This is a genomic window from Rhodohalobacter sp. 614A, from assembly GCF_021462415.1.
In the GTDB taxonomy this organism is placed as follows: domain Bacteria; phylum Bacteroidota; class Rhodothermia; order Balneolales; family Balneolaceae; genus Rhodohalobacter.
Genome location: NZ_JAKEDS010000001.1, coordinates 376582 through 394101, shown reverse-complemented (window position 1 = coordinate 394101; position 17520 = coordinate 376582). Strand labels below are relative to the sequence as shown.

11 protein-coding genes are annotated in these 17520 nt (G+C 39.5%); 6 read left to right on the top strand and 5 right to left on the bottom strand.

Annotation, left to right across the window (positions count from 1 at the left end):
* Positions 1-235 precede the first annotated feature (235 nt).
* Entirely contained in the window at positions 236-4144 is a 3909-nt protein-coding gene (locus tag L0B18_RS01465; protein ID WP_234567347.1) for an SIR2 family NAD-dependent protein deacylase, read from the top strand.
* 323 nt (positions 4145-4467) lie between these two features.
* Positions 4468-7395, top strand: coding sequence for an aminomethyl-transferring glycine dehydrogenase (gene gcvP / locus L0B18_RS01460; protein WP_234567346.1), 2928 nt, complete (start codon positions 4468-4470; stop codon positions 7393-7395).
* Between the two features lie 313 nt (positions 7396-7708).
* Here the strand turns inward: gcvP and L0B18_RS01455 are convergent, their stop codons facing one another.
* The gene (locus L0B18_RS01455) at positions 7709-8470 is read right to left on the bottom strand and encodes a creatininase family protein (protein ID WP_234567345.1); all 762 of its coding nucleotides are present in this window, start codon (positions 8468-8470) and stop codon (positions 7709-7711) included.
* 89 nt (positions 8471-8559) lie between these two features.
* Here L0B18_RS01455 and L0B18_RS19785 point away from each other — a divergent pair, with 89 nt between their 5' ends.
* On the top strand, positions 8560-8826 hold the full coding sequence (locus L0B18_RS19785) for a four helix bundle protein (RefSeq protein WP_370647466.1): 267 nt from the start codon (positions 8560-8562) through the stop codon (positions 8824-8826).
* Positions 8827-9042: 216 nt separating this feature from the next.
* Here the strand turns inward: L0B18_RS19785 and L0B18_RS01450 are convergent, their stop codons facing one another.
* The 4 genes from L0B18_RS01450 to L0B18_RS01435 form a co-directional block, all read right to left on the bottom strand.
* Positions 9043-10545 carry a PH domain-containing protein gene (locus L0B18_RS01450; RefSeq protein WP_234567344.1) on the bottom strand — a complete coding sequence of 501 codons (1503 nt, stop codon included), beginning with the start codon at positions 10543-10545 and terminating at the stop codon, positions 9043-9045.
* The gene (locus L0B18_RS01445; RefSeq protein ID WP_234567342.1) at positions 10538-11017 is read right to left on the bottom strand and encodes a PH domain-containing protein; all 480 of its coding nucleotides are present in this window, start codon (positions 11015-11017) and stop codon (positions 10538-10540) included. The genes L0B18_RS01450 and L0B18_RS01445 overlap by 8 nt, the downstream gene beginning before the upstream one ends.
* A gap of 168 nt (positions 11018-11185) precedes the next feature.
* The gene (locus L0B18_RS01440; protein WP_234567340.1) at positions 11186-11362 is read right to left on the bottom strand and encodes a histone H1; all 177 of its coding nucleotides are present in this window, start codon (positions 11360-11362) and stop codon (positions 11186-11188) included.
* Positions 11363-11694: 332 nt separating this feature from the next.
* Positions 11695-13053: an MFS transporter gene (locus tag L0B18_RS01435; RefSeq protein ID WP_234567338.1), complete on the bottom strand. Its 1359-nt coding sequence runs from the start codon at positions 13051-13053 to the stop codon at positions 11695-11697.
* Between the two features lie 284 nt (positions 13054-13337).
* On the opposite strand from L0B18_RS01435, the gene L0B18_RS01430 reads away from it, so the two are divergent.
* From L0B18_RS01430 to L0B18_RS01420, 3 genes are all read left to right on the top strand, one after another.
* Positions 13338-14345 (top strand): isocitrate/isopropylmalate dehydrogenase family protein, encoded by a 1008-nt coding sequence (locus L0B18_RS01430; protein WP_234567337.1) that lies wholly within the window; start codon positions 13338-13340, stop codon positions 14343-14345.
* 724 nt (positions 14346-15069) lie between these two features.
* Complete coding sequence (locus L0B18_RS01425; protein WP_234567335.1) at positions 15070-16482, top strand: hypothetical protein; 1413 nt, start codon at positions 15070-15072, stop codon at positions 16480-16482.
* A 54-nt stretch (positions 16483-16536) separates the two neighbouring features.
* Positions 16537-17226, top strand: a complete 690-nt coding sequence (locus L0B18_RS01420; RefSeq protein WP_370647517.1) for a RagB/SusD family nutrient uptake outer membrane protein — start codon at positions 16537-16539, stop codon at positions 17224-17226.
* The last annotated feature ends 294 nt before the right edge of the window (positions 17227-17520 follow it).

Here is a 17520-nt window from a genome sequence, read left to right as displayed (position 1 = left end):
CAGTGTACATTATTGGAGAAGTATTTGTCGGGGATGGATGATAATGAGAGGCACCTTGCAAACAAAGAAGCCGAATGGATGGAGTACTTAAACCGGGAATAAGCCAGAGCCGGCGATCTCAAACCCCAAATCGCCCAAACTGATAAAGAGATTGATGAGATGGTTATGAGTGGTACGGTTGAGTGAGGAGGAGATTTTGATTGTGGAGGTATAACCTGAATTGTATCAAAAAATCATGAAGAATTTTAAAGATGAAGTATTCGTAAATAAAATCAAGGAAAAGTTGTGGGCCTCGGAAAACTTTAGCAATGCTACTGTTATGATAGGTTCTGGTTTTAGTAGAAGTGCAAGTAGAAATAGTAAGAGTAGCAAAAAGTTTCCTCTCTGGCAGGACTTGAAGAAAAAACTAATAAAAGAACTTGATGGTAGAAATCAAAAAATCACATCAAAATTTAAGTCGCCTTTAAAGCTTGCAAGTGAATTTGAAGCTTCTTTTGGTCGGCAAGAGTTAGACAAAATTATTATAGAATCAATACCTGATGGATACTACGAGCCAACCGACCTACATCAGCTACTTTTAAATCTACCTTGGGCTGATGTTTTCACAACTAATTATGATACTCTACTAGAGAGGGCTGCTAGAAATATTCATGAAAGAAAATATAATGTCATTTATGTTCCAGAAGATATTCCAGGTAAACCCCAGCCAAGAATAGTTAAACTTCATGGTAGTCTTCCCTCAATTAAACCATTCATATTTACAGAAGAAGATTACAGAAAATATCCTTATCAATTTGCTCCTTTTGTTAATACAGTTCAGCAATCACTTATGGAAAACTGCTTATGTCTGATTGGATTCTCAGGAGAAGATCCGAATTTTAAGCAGTGGGTTGGCTGGGTTCGAGATAATTTAGGCAGCTCAAGAATTCCAATTTATTTAATTGGTGTATTAGATTTACAAAGTTCAGAACGGGAATTATTGTTAAAACGCGATATCAGGCCAATTGATCTAGGTCCACTTTTTTCAAAAGATGAATATCCATCTTATGATTTAAGAAATTACAAAGCTTTAAAATGGTTTTTACTGTCACTCCATCAGAGTAAACCTCCAAAAAAAAATAAATGGCCCAATTATAGATCAAACAGAATTAATTTGGAGATTGATGGCGACCTCCCTCCGATTCCGAAGTATAGTAAAAGTAAAATTATTGATAAAAAAGCTCCAAAAATCAAAAATGATTTTTCAGATTCTGAATTAGAAGGGTTGTTGAAATATTGGGTACAAGAAAGAAATGAATATCCTGGATGGGTAATAGCTCCAAATAGTGTTAGAACAAATATTTGGTACGACATTTATGACAAATATTGGACTCTAATAAAAAAAATTGAGAGTGTGAGTTCTAATGTAAAATTAATCCTATTTGATGAGCTTTGTTGGAGGTTTGATTTATGTCTATTCCCTATTTGGGATGATTTTGTTCCTATTTTAGATTCTTTTTTATTAGATAATATTCCCTTTAATGAGGTAAAGGATTTAGACTTAAATAGTTCAAATCAAATTAGAGAATCATCTAAAGAGCAAAATCTAGAGGAGCTTCAAAAGAGATGGACAAATATTTTGATAACACTTCTAAAATATTATCGAGAAAAACATAATGATGACAAATTTAATTCTTGGTTAGAAAGGCTCGACAAGATTAAATATTTAGATAAAAGGTGGATAGTTGAGCACTATTACTTGGCATCATATGATGCTCTTGAAAAATTTGACGCAGCTAAATTAAATAAACTCTTAAAGGAATGGCCTGATTATAAAGAGCTGCCAGAATGGGGTTTAAGAAAAGCATCAATTTTATTAGAAATAGGTGAGATAAATAAATCTGAAGTATTAGTTAGAAATTCACTCCAAAAAATTAGATCTCAAATCAATAATGAAACAGAAAACTATACAAAATATTCAGAAGAAGGTATTTCAGTTTATTTGCTTAGCCTTATAGAACAACAAATGTATTTTGGGAATAGAGACCGGTTGGAACATTTTTGGAATAGATGGGCTGAATTAAAAAAATTCGATTCTGATATTAGTGAGATAATTAGAAAAGCATCACTTAATGTTCTTGCTGAAGAAATAATAATTAAGCCCCAGGTACAAGAAATTCCAAAATTTGATCCTGGTAAAATTACAAAGTCCTTTTCAGCTGGAAATTCAAATTTATTTACTGTACAAAGATATTCTTATAATTATATTCGCCTTTTTTATGAGGCTGGGATTCCTTTTAATGGTGGTGGAATTTCAGTGATAAATACAAAAACGTTATCAAAAACGAATAAAGCTCTAGCTTTTCAAGAGCCAAGGTGGATTTATTCTAACTTAATACGTTGTGGTGACAAAAAGCTAATTGACGCTTGGTTTGACAGAGTTCGAGTTTCACAGCAGAAAGAAGAAGATGCACGATATTTGATTGAATTATTATTAAAAGCTTTCAATCAGGGGCTTGAATCACTCTACAAGAATTTAGATCAAGTGAGTCCAATCAAAAAAGGAATAGCATTTAAACAAGTTCAGGTTGCTTCACAAATTCTTTCATTATTTAGTTTTCGGTTAACAGAAGAACAGAATTCGCGACTTTTTGATTTGGCATTAGATTTTTATAGCCACCCACTCCATCAAAGAACTCATTTTTTACACCGAAATATTCAACCTCTCTTTGAGAGACTTTTATATCATATAGGAGCAATAAATATTGATGATTTAGTCAAAATCTTAAAACTAGAAGTTATAGGGGAAGGGAAATTAGAGATTAAGTTGACAGATTCTTGGTCAGATCCTGTTCAATACATTTCGCAAGTTTCATACACAAATAAAGAGAAAGCGAATCAAGTAATTGAAAACCAAGTTCAGAGATTATTGAGTCTTTTACTAAGTACATCGAAGGAAACAAGAAGGGGGGCTTTCCAACGATTAAATCTTTTATACAATAATGAACTTATTTCTGATCATCAGTTAAAGAAATTTGGGGAAAACTTGTGGGAATACACTGATGAATATGAATTGCCAGAAATAGATTATTATTATAGGCATTACTTAATCACTTTACCTGCCCCATGTGAAATAGATGTTAAAAAAAGGTTTAGGAAATTTCTGCTAAACTCCTCTTTTAGTAGAATTGTAATTAAAAAGAAGAACAAGGAAGGAAAAATAGTTAGAAGTATTGGTTTTGGCGGGGTAGAACCTAACAGAGTGCTTATTAATGAGATTGTATCTGGCACTATTAACTCTTTGTCATTTAGAAATGAAAATAAAAAAAGATCCCTTCTTAAAATAGACAATAAATTACTTAACAAATTTTTTAAGGAATTTATTGATTGGTGGAATGATGAAAAAGATGAAATTAAAATTGAGGATAAAAAAATTAATCCTTTTGCAGGAGAGAATGAGGTCAGGAGAAGATTCAAACATGCAATACCACTATTAGCACATATTTTAGTACCATTTTGTGAGTCAAAAAAACAACTCAATGAAATTCACGATATTATTAAGGAATTAGAAGAATCAGAATTATTTTTGATTTCAATTTACCCATCAATGTGCTATAAAGATTTATTAACTGTTTCAGATTTATCGATTAGAATTAGATCTACGTTAAATTCAAATAATATTGATGAAGTTCGGAGTGCAATAGAAGCTATTAAAAACTGGATTAGTATTACTGACTATCATAATTGGAAAGAAGACATATTTCCGTTAGATCTTATTACTGAATTAGTAAATAAAATTATGCAACGAAAGCGTCTAGGTCTGGGAGAGTCAATAGATGTAATAAACTGGATTATAATTAATAAAGTTGTGCTTTTAGAACAGAAGGAAGGTTTAATACAAGATCTTATTATGGCACTTGAATATCTTCTTCATGATACTAAATTCCCAAATGAAGAAGAGCGCTTGTTACAGGAACAATTTTCTTCACATATGGAAAGCATAAAACAATTACCCAGTTTAAAACAAAAGTCATCAAATTTAGCAAAATTACTCTTTGATTATTTCAAAATAAATAATCTCCAAGTGCCTGCTATTATTATAGCTTGGAAAAAAGAATCTTTGAAATCTAATCTGCCAGAACTAAAAACTATTTGGAAAAAGTAGTATTATTTTTTGAGTTTTTTATCCCAATAAAAAATAAACTGTTTTTCTAAAATCGCCATTTTTGCTAGCACCAAGCGAAAGAAAGCATTGCGTACATAGACTGAGACAAAACAAAAAGGGAGATCCGAGAAGACGTTAGCAACGGATGAATTTTCTTTGCCAAAACGATCACATCAAAACATGCCAAAGCCCGAAAAAATCCATATCTTTATTGACTGTTAAACTCTTTAAAAAGTTGCCGCAAAAAGCCAGTCTGTTTTGAACCTCTTGATACGGTAACTTGTTTGAAATCTGAATGACCAAAACCCCGATATTCGATTTTTATGCAGATAAATTTTGAGAAGGAACGCTTTTCCAAACGGCACATCGGACCGGATGAACAGCAGAAACAGGAGATGCTTGAGATTTGCGGAGCCCAATCTATTGAGCAACTTTTAAAGGAGACTATTCCAGCTAAAATTCGTCTCGACAAACCTCTAGATTTACCGCCGGCACTCAGCGAAAACGAGTACCTGGATGAAATCAAAGAGATTGCTTCAAAGAACAAGATTTACAAATCGTTCATTGGAATGGGGTATTACGATACCCACACGCCAAAAGTGATTTTGCGAAATATTCTCGAAAATCCGGGATGGTATACGGCATATACACCGTACCAGGCTGAGATTTCCCAGGGACGGCTGGAAGCCCTGATCAATTTCCAGACGATGGTCACAGATCTCACCGGAATGGAAATTGCCAATGCTTCTCTGTTGGACGAAGGAACTGCCGCCGCAGAGGCTGTTTCTATGCTTCACGGACAGAGAAAAGGTAAGAAGCGGAAAACCGCGAACTCATTTTTTGTCTCTGAGAACGTTCATCCACAAACCAAATCGGTTCTGAAAAGCCGAATGGAACCGCTGGATATCGAACTGGTTTTCGGCAATCCGGAAGAAGTTGACCTGTCGGATGAAAACTATTTCGGAATTCTTCTTCAGTACCCGGACACATATGGAACGGTTAAAGATCTGACAGAAATTATTGAAGAATCTCATGCCAATGATGTTTATGTAACGGTTGCTGCGGATTTGCTAAGTCTTACACTTTTGACTCCTCCGGGAGAAATGGGAGCAGATGTGGTTGTCGGAACGACGCAGCGTTTTGGCGTGCCAATGGGATATGGGGGTCCGCACGCTGCTTATTTTGCAACAAAAGAGAATTTTAAACGACAGATTCCGGGCCGAATCATTGGCGTGACGAAAGACGCTGAAGGAAATCCTGCCTATCGAATGGCACTCCAAACCCGCGAGCAACATATCCGCCGTGAGAAGGCCACATCCAATATTTGTACCGCACAGGTTCTGCTGGCCGTGATTTCCGGAATGTATGCCACCTATCACGGGCCGGACGGGTTGAAGAAAATTGCTTCAAAAGTTCATGGCGTCACAAAACTGGCATTCGCCGGATTGAAAGAGTTAGGGTTGGAAATGGCGAGCGATCAGTTTTTTGATACGATTACGGTTACCGATTTGGGTAAAGAGCAGATTGAAGCCGTCCGCGTAAATGCTCTGCAACATCAAATAAATTTCAGATACCTGAAAAATGGAGTCGGGATTTCTTTTGATGAAACCAAAGACCTGATTGATGTAGAAACGGTACTCGAAATTTTTGCTGAGTCCCTGGGCAAAGAAACCGATTTTGACGTACAAAAATCATCTGAAGTGATGACGGTGGATTTTCCGGAACCGTTGTCCCGGACTTCATCTTTCCTGGAGCACCCGGTGTTTAACCAGTTTCATTCCGAACACGAAATGCTTCGGTATTTGAAAGAGCTGGAAAACAGGGACTTGAGCTTAACTCATTCGATGATTTCCCTGGGTTCCTGCACGATGAAACTCAATGCCACATCAGAAATGATTCCGCTAACCTGGCCGGAGTTCGGGAAAATTCACCCATTTGTTCCGGCTGATCAGGCCAAAGGATATCACCAGGTTTTTGATGAACTGGATGAGTGGCTTTCAGAAATAACCGGGTTTTCGAAAATCTCTCTTCAACCCAATTCGGGTGCCCAGGGCGAATATGCCGGATTGATGACCATTCGGGCATATCATCATGCCAATGGCGAATCCCGGAGGAATGTAACGATTGTACCGTCATCGGCTCATGGTACAAATCCCGCCAGTGCCGTGATGGCCGGCATGGATGTGGTGGTTACCAAGTGTGATGATCACGGCAATATTGACCTGGAAGATCTTCAAAAAAATGTAGAGAAATACAGTGATCGTCTTTCTTCCCTGATGGTGACTTATCCGTCCACTCATGGAGTTTTTGAAGAAGATATTCGTGAGATTTGTCAACTGATTCATGAACATGGCGGACTTGTTTATATGGATGGTGCCAATATGAATGCACAGATTGGCTGGACCTCTCCTGCCCAAATCGGTGCGGATGTTTGTCACCTGAATCTTCACAAAACCTTTTGTATTCCGCATGGTGGAGGCGGACCGGGAATGGGACCAATTGGTGTTGTTGAAAAGCTCGTTCCATTTTTACCCGGTCATGATGTTGTTCAGATAGATGGACAAAAAGGAATTCCTGCAGTCTCCGCTGCTCCCTGGGGAAGCGCAAGTATTTTGACAATTTCACATGCGTACATCCGGATGATGGGCGCGGAGGGTTTGAAGGAAGCAACTGAAATTGCCATCCTGAATGCCAATTATTTGAAAGACAGATTGAAAGAGTACTATCCGGTTTTATATACAGGAAGAGGCGGCCGTTCTGCACACGAATTTATCGTGGACCTTAGAAAATTCAAACAGGATGCCGGTATTGATGCCACCGATGTTGCCAAACGATTGATGGATTACGGATTCCACGCTCCCACGATGTCATTTCCTGTTCCGGGTACGCTTATGATTGAGCCGACCGAAAGCGAATCGAAAGAAGAACTGGACCGGTTCTGCGATGCAATGATCAGTATTCGTAAAGAGATTGAAGAGGTGGATAATGGTGAAGCGGATTCGGAAGAAAACGTATTAAAACACGCGCCACATTCGATGAGAGTGGCACTGAGTGACGACTGGAATCGGCCGTATTCGCGTGAAAAAGCTGTGTTTCCTGTGCCGAATCTTCGGTTTAATAAATTCTGGCCGGCGGTCAGTCGGGTAGACGATGCGTACGGAGATCGTAATTTGGTGTGTAGTTGTCTTCCGGTTGAAGCTTATTCTGAAGGACAAGAACCGGCTGCGGGTGAATCGGTTTATCCGGCTTGAGAAAAGGAGTCTTGGGAAAGTCATTGCAAGTGTAACGAACAAAGTGAGTGAAACGCGGCAATCTTCTGGCTACTATCGTTTGGGGATTGCGCCAAGGGCATCCCTTCGGGGCTTCACTCCGTTTGCAATGACAGCAAAACGTTTGGAAAAGTCATTGCGAGCGAAGCGCGGCAATCCACGGGCGTAATTGTGTCGACCTCTTTCTTCAACATATGGAGATCGCTACGCCCTGAAATGCACAGGACTCGCGATGACAGTAAGAGTATTTGGTATTGCAACACCCTGATAAATTAAGGTTCGCAATGATAAGCTCTCACTCGTATAAATGATCCGTATCCACAGCTGCCAGTTCAATCATCAAACTGCCAATTTTTTCAGTCACTTCTTTGAGATACTTTTCTCCCTTCTCTTTTGTTGCTTTTTTGGGATTTCCGATTCCTGTATCGGCTGAAACCTGAGACCATTGCCGTTCAGCCCACGCCCAACCTTCGCGAATTCCTTTGATAACGGATTGCTTTTCGGCTCCATCGCCCGCTTCCTCAAGCGGACGAATTAAATCTTCACGAAGATAAAGCATAACACTGGTTTCCATTTCATCGGCATGATCTCCTTCTGCTTCAAAGATTTTTGATTTATCCCCGACTTGAAACCAGTTACAAAGTGAGAGAAACATCTCCGGAAATTCCAGGCCAAGTTCGCGAAGCAATGGTTTGAAATTGTTTCCTCCATGTCCATTCAAAACTAAAAGTTTGTGAATTCCCTGACGGTTCAGAACAGTAACGATGTCCCGAAGGATCTGAAGCTGCGTGCTCGGATTGAGGTTTAAGTCCAGTTTAATATCCGCCTGTCCCGTATTCACGCCAAAAGGAACCGTTGGAAAAACTATGATTTTTGTGCCTGATTTCCAGGCAATGTTTGCAGCCATTTCAGCAATGGCATCCACTTGGTAATTATCGGTGGCATACGGCATGTGATAGTTATGAGCCTCCGTTGCTCCCCACGGCAAAATGGCGAGCTCAATGTCCATTTCTTTAATATTTTTCCAGTTATTTTCGGCGAGGATGTAAGGCTTCATACAAGATGCAGGTTTCAAGTTTCAAGATGCAGTTTAAGTCCAAAGATAAAGAATAGGATCATCCTATAATTGATTGAAAACTGTAAGGTATGAACAGTTTTTGGTTCATACATGTAAAAGACGGTTTTCTTATGAGTTATAAAAAACTGAAAGTCTGGCAGTTGGCACGAAAAATTTCAATTGATGTTCACAGAATGTCGTTAAAGGTACCTTCATTTGAATTGTATGAGTGCGGAAGTCAAATCCGCCGATCTTCCAAATCAATTCCCGCTAACATTGTAGAAGGTTACGGAAGAAGAAAATATCGAAATGATTATTTGCGATTTTTGACATATGCTCATTCCATCGGTAGATGAAACCAGAGATCATTTAGAAACCTTTTTTGAAACCGGTTCGCTTCATCATAAGCATACATTTGATTCCATTTCAGCAGGGTTAAATAAGCTTGGAAGGATGTTATACAGATTCAGTCAGAAAGTTGAGAGGGAAAATAATTGAAGAAGTAATAAGCTAATGATTGGAAAATTCTATTGCCTGAACCTTGATACCTGTAACTTGTAACCTGAAGCCTGCTACGCCCAGCCGGGAAGCTGAACAATTGGACGATCCAACGCCGGTTCAAGCTCTTGTCCAATCGTTGTATTACTTCCTTCAATTTTTATTTGTTGCATAATGGAGAGGCCGTCTTCCAGTTGCAGATCCCGGACGCTAAATGATTTTCCACGGTCTCCCGACGCTACATAAATCTGAACGGTACATAAATTCCTGTAACTCTGGAACGGGCTTTGGCTGACGGACACATCCTGCACGCGTTTCTTTTTAATATAGGCTGTTGATTTGGCGAGATTTCTGCTTCTGAGAATAATCATATCATCACCCCAACCGAGAGCTGTGTCGTTATATTTCAGCCAGCCCCAAAAAATTGCGAGCAATGGCAAAATCCAGATAGCGAGATTTAAACTCAGCCACCACCACGCTGCCCCGGTAACGAGAGCTACCAGCACGGTAGAGCGAAAAATATATCGCCTGAGAGATCGGGAAGGTGGTTTGAGCGCATTTAATTCTTTTTGATACTCCGGCAGAACATCATTTAGCAACGGCAGAATTCTTTTCCGGTGGATAAGCGGAAAAAACTGGATGGATCCCGTTCCTTTATCATCGCCATAGCCGGCACTTTCCAGATGAATGGATGCATAGCCAAGCGGCTGCCGGATAATTCCTTCGGAAATATGAATGGCCTGAATTCGATTAAATGGAACGGTAATTCGTTTCTTCTCGAATACCCCGCGGGAAATCACAATCTCTTTTTCCTTTACATCAAGAGTGAAGTTGCCATAGTTGAAAAGTGTTCCAAAAAAGGAGAGCAGCCAAGCTAAAATTATAAAGCCAATAACCAACGCGATGTAAAAGGTTGTGTCACTTTGAGACGGCAGGTGATCATAGAGATATTCATAAAAATGGGATTCACTAAGGATCGGCTCAACCTGAGAAAAGACCGTGCCGATGACGGAAAGCGCAATACCAAAACTTCCCGAAGTGGAAGCCGCTATCAACAACTCTTTATTGGGCAGGCTGATGGTTTTTTTGATCTCTGATTCAGGTTTTTCACCAATTCCCTGTTCATCTTCTTCAGACGATTCTGCCTTTCCTCGTCTGAGGAGCCGGTTGATTGTTTCAGCTTTTTCTCTTGTGATGGCTTCAATAGCTGCCGCTCTCGAACTTGCAGCAGCCGTCTGGATATCAAGCCGAACCAAACCAAAAATCCGTTGGATAACGCCTGCAGTAATATCAATGACCTGGATTCGGTCATTTGTCAGGTAAAGATTTTTCCGAACAAAAATACCACTTTTGATATGAATAAGGCCGTCTTCCACCTTGTACAGGAACCGCCACCAATTGGCTAAACCGGCAATGAGCAGAAAGGCAAAACCGCCGACCGTCCACCACCAGAATGAAAAACTATCAGACTGCGCTCCAAACACGAGGAAGACAATAATGGTTACGAGATTTCCCCGTATCAGGCCGAAAGCCCGGCTTAGAGCAGCGACGGGATGTTGGCGTTGAAATTCAGACATCTTCTTCGGCAAGCCTGGCGTATGTTGAAATTTGATGGCGAACACGGTCAGCCAGAACAGAATCCAGGGCCGGAATTACATGCGTGGTTGCAGCCGTGGAAATAGTAACACTCGCCAATTCGTAATAACCAAGAAGCGGTCCTTGCCTGGTATCCACATGTTGTACGCGGCTAAGCGGAATCAAAGTCCGTGTTTTGAAAATAACACCATGCTTCAGGTCAATTTCATTTTCATCAATAGCATATCTCCAGTTTTTCCAGGAAAGATAGGGCATCAAAAACATGGAGAGCAGCCAGTAGGCAAATGCAAGTATGGAAATAGAAATTACAATCCAGCGATGAAAACCATCCCAACCGATTACAATGGCATAAACAATGGGGATAATAAATAAAAACAGCGACCGAATTGAATTACTCCATTGCCATACCCGAATAGATCTTGGCGTTAGTTTATGAAAAGGAGGTTCGTTCATTCCAAGTGTGTTTAAACAAATATATAGACTCTAAAAAATAGCCGTTTTTCTGCCAAACTGTAATTTCTGTTTACTCATTTTTCCAGCTAAAATTTATTCGGCATCTACAAACAAAAAAAGCCATTCCGGCAGTTCGGAACGGCTTTTTAGTAGAAAACCTAAAAGCAGTTATCCCTTATTCTTGATATCCTGAATTTCTACCCGAATATCTTGTGCCAGTTTTTTCAAATCCTGCAATGATTTTCTTGCACGGGTACCGGCAGCTTTATTTCCTTTATCATAAAACTTGCTAAGATCTTCTTCAAGTTCTGCCATCAGGCTTTTCACTTCATCTATTCTACTCATTGAAATCTCCATTATTGTTAGGGTTGTCACGGTGATGGTCTTTTTCTCATCACTCACAATGTTATGAATCCTCAGATCCCGTTAACATATTTTTAGTGCACTAAGTTAAGAATCTGGCAATTAAATGCACTTATCTTTCACTGAAATTTTTACGCGGCTTTTTCTGATTTTCAAATCCCTCAAAACCAGAAAGAAAAAATTCTTGTCAATACGTGTTAAGTTACTGTTTTTATTTTTGATAAAGAACGTATCTTAATAATAATGAGGACTTTTTACTTTTGTGAAATTTATTGGAAATGATGAAGACTGAACATCAAAAACATCAATTCTAATCAAAAAAAGCCGTTTTGCTGTTCTTGGAAATCGTCCGCCGCAAGCTCGCCTCTTTTTTCGTTTACAAACAAACAAATCACAATTGCCAGCAGAAAGAGAAAGGCACAGAACAAGACGGACATATGAAGGCCAAACTCGGCTTGAAGTAATCCAAGCCCGATGATTCCGAACACGCCTGCAATTTTGTTTGATAATCCCCAAAATCCAAAAAACTCGGCTGATTTTTGTTCGGGAGTGAAGATACCAACCAGGGCCCGGCTTGCAGATTGGCTGGATCCAAGGCTGATTCCCGCAATAACCCCGATCCAGAGGAAGACGTATTGCGCTTCAAAATCTGCCCCGAATGTCTGGTTGAGCCAGGCTGTGACATCCGTAACGGCCCAAATTCCAAGGACTCCCAAAAACCAGAGAACCAGTGTGATATTATAAGTTAGCTTTGCACCGATTTTGTCCTGGATAATTCCAAATGCATACGCCCCGATAGCTGCGGTTATTTGAACCACAACAAACATCAGAACCCGAACGGTTTCATCCCAGTTGACGACTTGGTCGCCGTAAATAAATGCAAATGATACAACGATATAGACGCCGGCCATTGCAAAGAAAACAGAAACAAGATAAACGGCCAAATCCTTGAATTTACCAATCATCCGAAAGGTTTCGCCCAAACGCTTAAACCCTACGGAAAAGAATGTTTCGCCGGGCGGTAGTTCCTTGCGGGCTCCGGGTTCTTTCACCCAAACAAATGTTGGAATGGCAGTAATCATAAAAAAAAGAGCTGTGAATGGGCCCACCCATCGGATTCGTTCGAAGTTTTCGGCAGTGGGTTCGCCCAGGAAATAAATCACAAAACCAGCGGCAACCAATCCGCCTACGTATCCTAAAGCCCATCCAAAACCGGAAATTTTTCCCAGATCTTGCGGTGGCCCAAGACTGGGTAAAAAAGCCGCGATAAAATTCTCTCCAATAGCGTAGGCAAAATTTGAAATAACAAGTAAAATTACTCCAAGAACCACAAGACCCGGTTCCACAAAATAGAGGAAGCAAGTACTGATCACAGTAAGAGCATAGCTGTAAAAAAGGAATTTTTTCTTTAGGGCCGAATAGTCCATAATAGCTCCGAAAACAGGCCCGGTGAGAACTACCAGAAAATAACTGACTGCAAGCGCCACGCTCCAAAGAAGGTTTCCAAGGCGATAATCCTGCTGAGCATCACCAACGATAACCGTGGTAAAAATTACCGGAAAAATAACGGTGATAATCAGCAGTGTGTAGGTAGAGTTGGCAAAATCGAACATTGCCCATCCAAAGATCTCTTTTTTAGAGGCCCTGGGAATGTCGCTGCGAAGTCGTTTCATAAAAAAGGTTTGAAAGTCGAGAGTCAGGTTCAGACAGATATAACGATTTTCGGGTTTTAATAAAAGTACCTTTAACGAATATCGAACCGGGAAGAAAAAACAGCGAATGTAGAAGTTATAAACCTTCGATATGCGAATGCCTTTCGATCAATCAGCATCTCTTACTTCATTTTGGTCTGTTCAAAGCTCATCCCTCATGAAACTGCAATTGCTTGCTGTATGTTCTGTTTCGTAGATATAGATTCTTTATCTTCAGAAAAAAATTAATCCATTAAAAGCAGACTATGTATAATATTGTAAGAATTCCGGGAGACGGAATTGGAACTGAAATCACAAAAGCGGTAACCGATATTCTTGAAGCTGCGGGTGCACAAATCAATTGGATTGAATGCGAAGCCGGCGAAGCCACGTATAAAAAAACGGGCAATCCCCTTCCGGATGAGACCATTGAGGCGATGCAAGAACACAGAATTGCATTGAAAGGTCCGCTCACAACTCCGGTTGGTGCAGGGTTCAGATCCATTAATGTGGCGCTTCGGCAAAAATTTAATCTTTACAGTAATATTCGGCCTGCTCATTCCCTGCCAAATATAGAGAGTCCGTTTCGTTCGGTAGACCTGGTACTTTTCAGGGAGAATACGCAGGGATTGTATATCGGCAAAGAGCATTGGGTGGATGATGAAGAGCATGCCGAAAGTATTGCCGTAGTTACGCGCGATGCCAGTAAGAAAATTATTACTGCGGCATTTGAATACGCTCAAAAAAATAACCGCAAAAAAGTAACGCTGGTTCATAAAGCCAATATTTTGAAACTGACCACCGGCCTTTTTCTTCAAATCGGTAAAGAAGTATCCGAAAAGTACCCGGATATTGTTTTTGAAGATTTGATTGTGGACAATATGGCCATGCAAATGGTTCTCAATCCACAACGGTTTGATGTAATTGTTACTACGAATCTTTTCGGGGATATTTTATCTGATTTGGCCTCTGGCCTCGTGGGCGGACTCGGTGTAACGGGTGCTGCCAACATCGGAGATGATGCCGCTATGTTTGAAGCGGTTCACGGTTCTGCACCTGATATAGCCGGGCAGGGTAAGGCCAACCCCACAGCGCTCCTTTTTTCTGCTTTGATGATGCTTGAATACCTGGATGAATATCGGCTGGCTGAGAAAATAAGATCGGCGGTTTATACCGTTTTGCAGGATCACAAAGACGAGTGCACACCGGATGTAGGCGGACAAGGTTCAACCCAGACGTATACGGAAGCTATCTGTAAACTGCTCCGCGATTAAGAGAGACCGACATTGTATTTTCTGAGGCAGGATTGATTTACAGGATTAGAAACAATTTTTAAAATCCCAGATGTGTTGCCAAACAGGAAATACAATGTCACTTTTGGATGAATTTAATAGCTTCATCATAACAAAAGAGGTACTTCCAAAATTAAGAGGATTGACTGTGATTCAGCTTAATCAATCAGCTTCGATTTGAAAAGCGGGAAATTTATTTTAGAAAATATTTGATCTGTCTGAATATCCTTAAGAAAGCTTGTAGAGGCCGGTTTTCTTGTTCTTTTTATAGTCAGAGATTGCTTAACAAGAAAAGAAAAATCTTTCCATTTCGATTGAAAATTATATCTCCAATAGTATCAAGAGATTAAAAAAAAGACATCCTGGTTTTAATATTTATCCCCATCGCACCCTAAGGTTTCCCCCTACTTGAAAAGATTTTTATAAATAATAACATAATCTATAACAAGTAGTTTTAGGTGCTTTTTTAGTCAAATCTCTTGGATTTCAGTTTAATTAAGCTGGTTTTGAGCATCTTATGAAAAGAGAAAGAGTAGTTAGGGAATTCAGCTCTGGGCTACTTAAAATTGCTATGGAGAGAGTTCATGATTTGAGAGAGATGATTAGAAAAATAGTTTATAGCTTTTCTAAGATCTATAAATATTCAATCACCAATCTGATACTACTCCCCGATATTCATCAGAACAACTAACCAAAGTACAAAAGAATGAAAACACTTAAAGAATTAAATTTAAATGGACGTTTTTTTTGGAAGATTTTAACAATTATCGTCTTTGGCAGTATTTTATATTCATGCAATAATTCGCCCACTTCTACTTTATCAATTCAAAGTGAGGGTGAAGAATTTCTAGTTGATGAAGGTCACTCAGATAGTTCTGAATTACAACTAAGCGATAATTGTGAAAATGTTGTTATTGGAACATTAAAAGACAAGAACAATCTAAAAATAGCTGATTTAGTGTATGAAATTTGTGAACATCATCAAACTAAAGAAAGGGATTTAATCTATAGTGCTGGGCCAGGATCAGACGCTTTTTATTCAGCAAGTTATCACCAAAAAAGCGTTTCATTTAGAACTGCTACTTTCAGTACTGAATGGACTAGTAAAACTCAATGGAACTATCATATTACCGCTGGCGATACTGTCCTTTCAAAAGATTCGAAAGAACCAAATATATCGACTACATTCAAGGTAGATGATTATACAAAAGGTGCAGATGTTGTTGAATTATACAAGATAAAAATTAAGAGAACTGAGAATTTATTTTCACCTTCTGTACCTGTGCTTTCATCACCATCAAATGGTCAGAATGTTCCTTATACGTCATCTAGCCGCCTTGTTTGGCAGGAGTCGGATGGGAACCCCACCCCAACTTATGATATAAACATTTATAGTGGTTCATATAATCATACTTCCTCCACCTCCAAAACCCACTATTCGCTTTCTTCATTGAATTTAGAAATTGGAAGAACTTACTCATGGCGTGTTAGAGCAAAAAATTCTGAAGATGAAAGTGGGTGGTCACAAGTTAGGTCTTTTACAGTTACTCCTGCCGTATCTGCTCCAGTTCTTTCATCACCATTAAATGGTCAGAACGTATCCTATATGTCATCTAGCCGCCTTGTTTGGGAGGAATCGGATGGGAACCCCACCCCAACTTATGATATAAACATTTATAGCGGTTCATACAATCATACTTCCTCCACCCCCAATACACATTATTTGCTTTCTTCATTGAATTTAGAAACTGGAAGAACTTACTCATGGCGTGTTAGAGCAAAAAATTCTGAGGGCACAAGTAGCTGGTCACAAGTTAGAACTTTTAATCTCATTCCATGGGTGACAATCTCAGGGCCGGTTGAATTAAGTCGATTTCAAGGTGTAGCATACTTTACCGCAAATATAATAGGGTCATCTCCTTATGAATACCATTGGGAGAGTCGATATTCAACTATGGGAGGAGGAGGATGGTCAAATTGGGCAAATGCTGGTGAAACACAGACGATTAGTTATACTTGGTCATCCGATGTCTATTGGAGAGAGATAAGACTGACTGTTACTGATGATAACGGTGTTGTCAGTAACACTCCTCATCATTCCATTCATTACATTCACTAATTAATGATAAAGTGATTTTTTGTAAAATAACGACCCCTAAGTTTTAGGGTAGTTATATTATTTTTTCTTTTTTTAGACGCCGATGCTGTTGTTAACAACCCAAGTCAGTGGGCACCGGGAACATCCTACAACATCCCAATCATTCGGTTTGCCGATGTATTGCTGATGGCTGCCGAGGTTGAGATTGAAGTTGGAAGTCTTGAACAAGCTCGCCAATACATCAACCGTGTTCGAGAACGTGCTGCCGACGAAAGCAGTTGGGTGAATAACGACTTGAATAAGGCCTATGCCTATGAAGTTGTAAGCAGCGAAGCTGAAATGCTCGCGTTGACACCAACCGCCGGACCATGGGTTGTAAGAGAAGATCGTGGCAGTACATTTGTTTTTCTTGGAGGATCTGCCAGCAGTATCAGCAGTTGGAATGAATACACCGAGCCTAACTATGATATAGCTTTATACTCGGATCTGGGAAGCAAAGAGCACGCCAGAGAAATTGTTCGTTTCGAAAGAAAACTGGAACTCGCGCTCGAAGGCCATCGATATTTCGACCTGATTCGATGGGGTATAGCTGAAGATGAAATCAACGATTTCATGGATTATGAAGGGGCCTTTTTCCCGGCTTCATATCTTAATGAAGGGCATTTTACTTCCAATAAGAATGAGTATTTCCCCATTCCTCAGCGCCAGATAGACCTTAGTGCTACGGGTGGAACTCCAATGCTTCAACAAAATCCAGGTTACTAACTCGAAGTTTTTTTTATAAAAAAATAATGAAGGGCACTTACTCCAAGTGCCCTTTTTATATTTAATCTTAACTCTAAAAGAATTAATTATGAGTTCGTCAGGCGAAAAATTGTTTAAAAAACTCCAAATAGAGATTGAAATAATTAAATAATTCACGGAAATTCAAACCTTACAACCATATGGGGGGCAATGAGTAGAAGCAATTTATAAATTTCCTTCATCGAACTATTGCATAAGTCTGTTATCAGTAGTATATACTTAACGAAACATTAATTTTTTCTAAATTTTTTAGGG

Excerpts from the sequence above, each read along its gene's own strand:
- L0B18_RS01425 (WP_234567335.1), top strand. The coding sequence starts at position 15,070 with ATGAAAACACTTAAAGAATTAAATTTAAATGGACGTTTTTTTTGGAAG.
- gcvP (WP_234567346.1), top strand. The coding sequence starts at position 4,468 with ATGCAGATAAATTTTGAGAAGGAACGCTTTTCCAAACGGCACATCGGA.
- L0B18_RS01445 (WP_234567342.1), bottom strand. The coding sequence starts at position 11,017 with ATGAACGAACCTCCTTTTCATAAACTAACGCCAAGATCTATTCGGGTA.
- L0B18_RS19785 (WP_370647466.1), top strand. The coding sequence starts at position 8,560 with ATGAACAGTTTTTGGTTCATACATGTAAAAGACGGTTTTCTTATGAGT.
- L0B18_RS01435 (WP_234567338.1), bottom strand. The coding sequence starts at position 13,053 with ATGAAACGACTTCGCAGCGACATTCCCAGGGCCTCTAAAAAAGAGATC.
- L0B18_RS01465 (WP_234567347.1), top strand. The coding sequence starts at position 236 with ATGAAGAATTTTAAAGATGAAGTATTCGTAAATAAAATCAAGGAAAAG.
- L0B18_RS01440 (WP_234567340.1), bottom strand. The coding sequence starts at position 11,362 with ATGAGTAGAATAGATGAAGTGAAAAGCCTGATGGCAGAACTTGAAGAA.
- L0B18_RS01450 (WP_234567344.1), bottom strand. The coding sequence starts at position 10,545 with ATGTCTGAATTTCAACGCCAACATCCCGTCGCTGCTCTAAGCCGGGCT.
- L0B18_RS01455 (WP_234567345.1), bottom strand. The coding sequence starts at position 8,470 with ATGAAGCCTTACATCCTCGCCGAAAATAACTGGAAAAATATTAAAGAA.
- L0B18_RS01430 (WP_234567337.1), top strand. The coding sequence starts at position 13,338 with ATGTATAATATTGTAAGAATTCCGGGAGACGGAATTGGAACTGAAATC.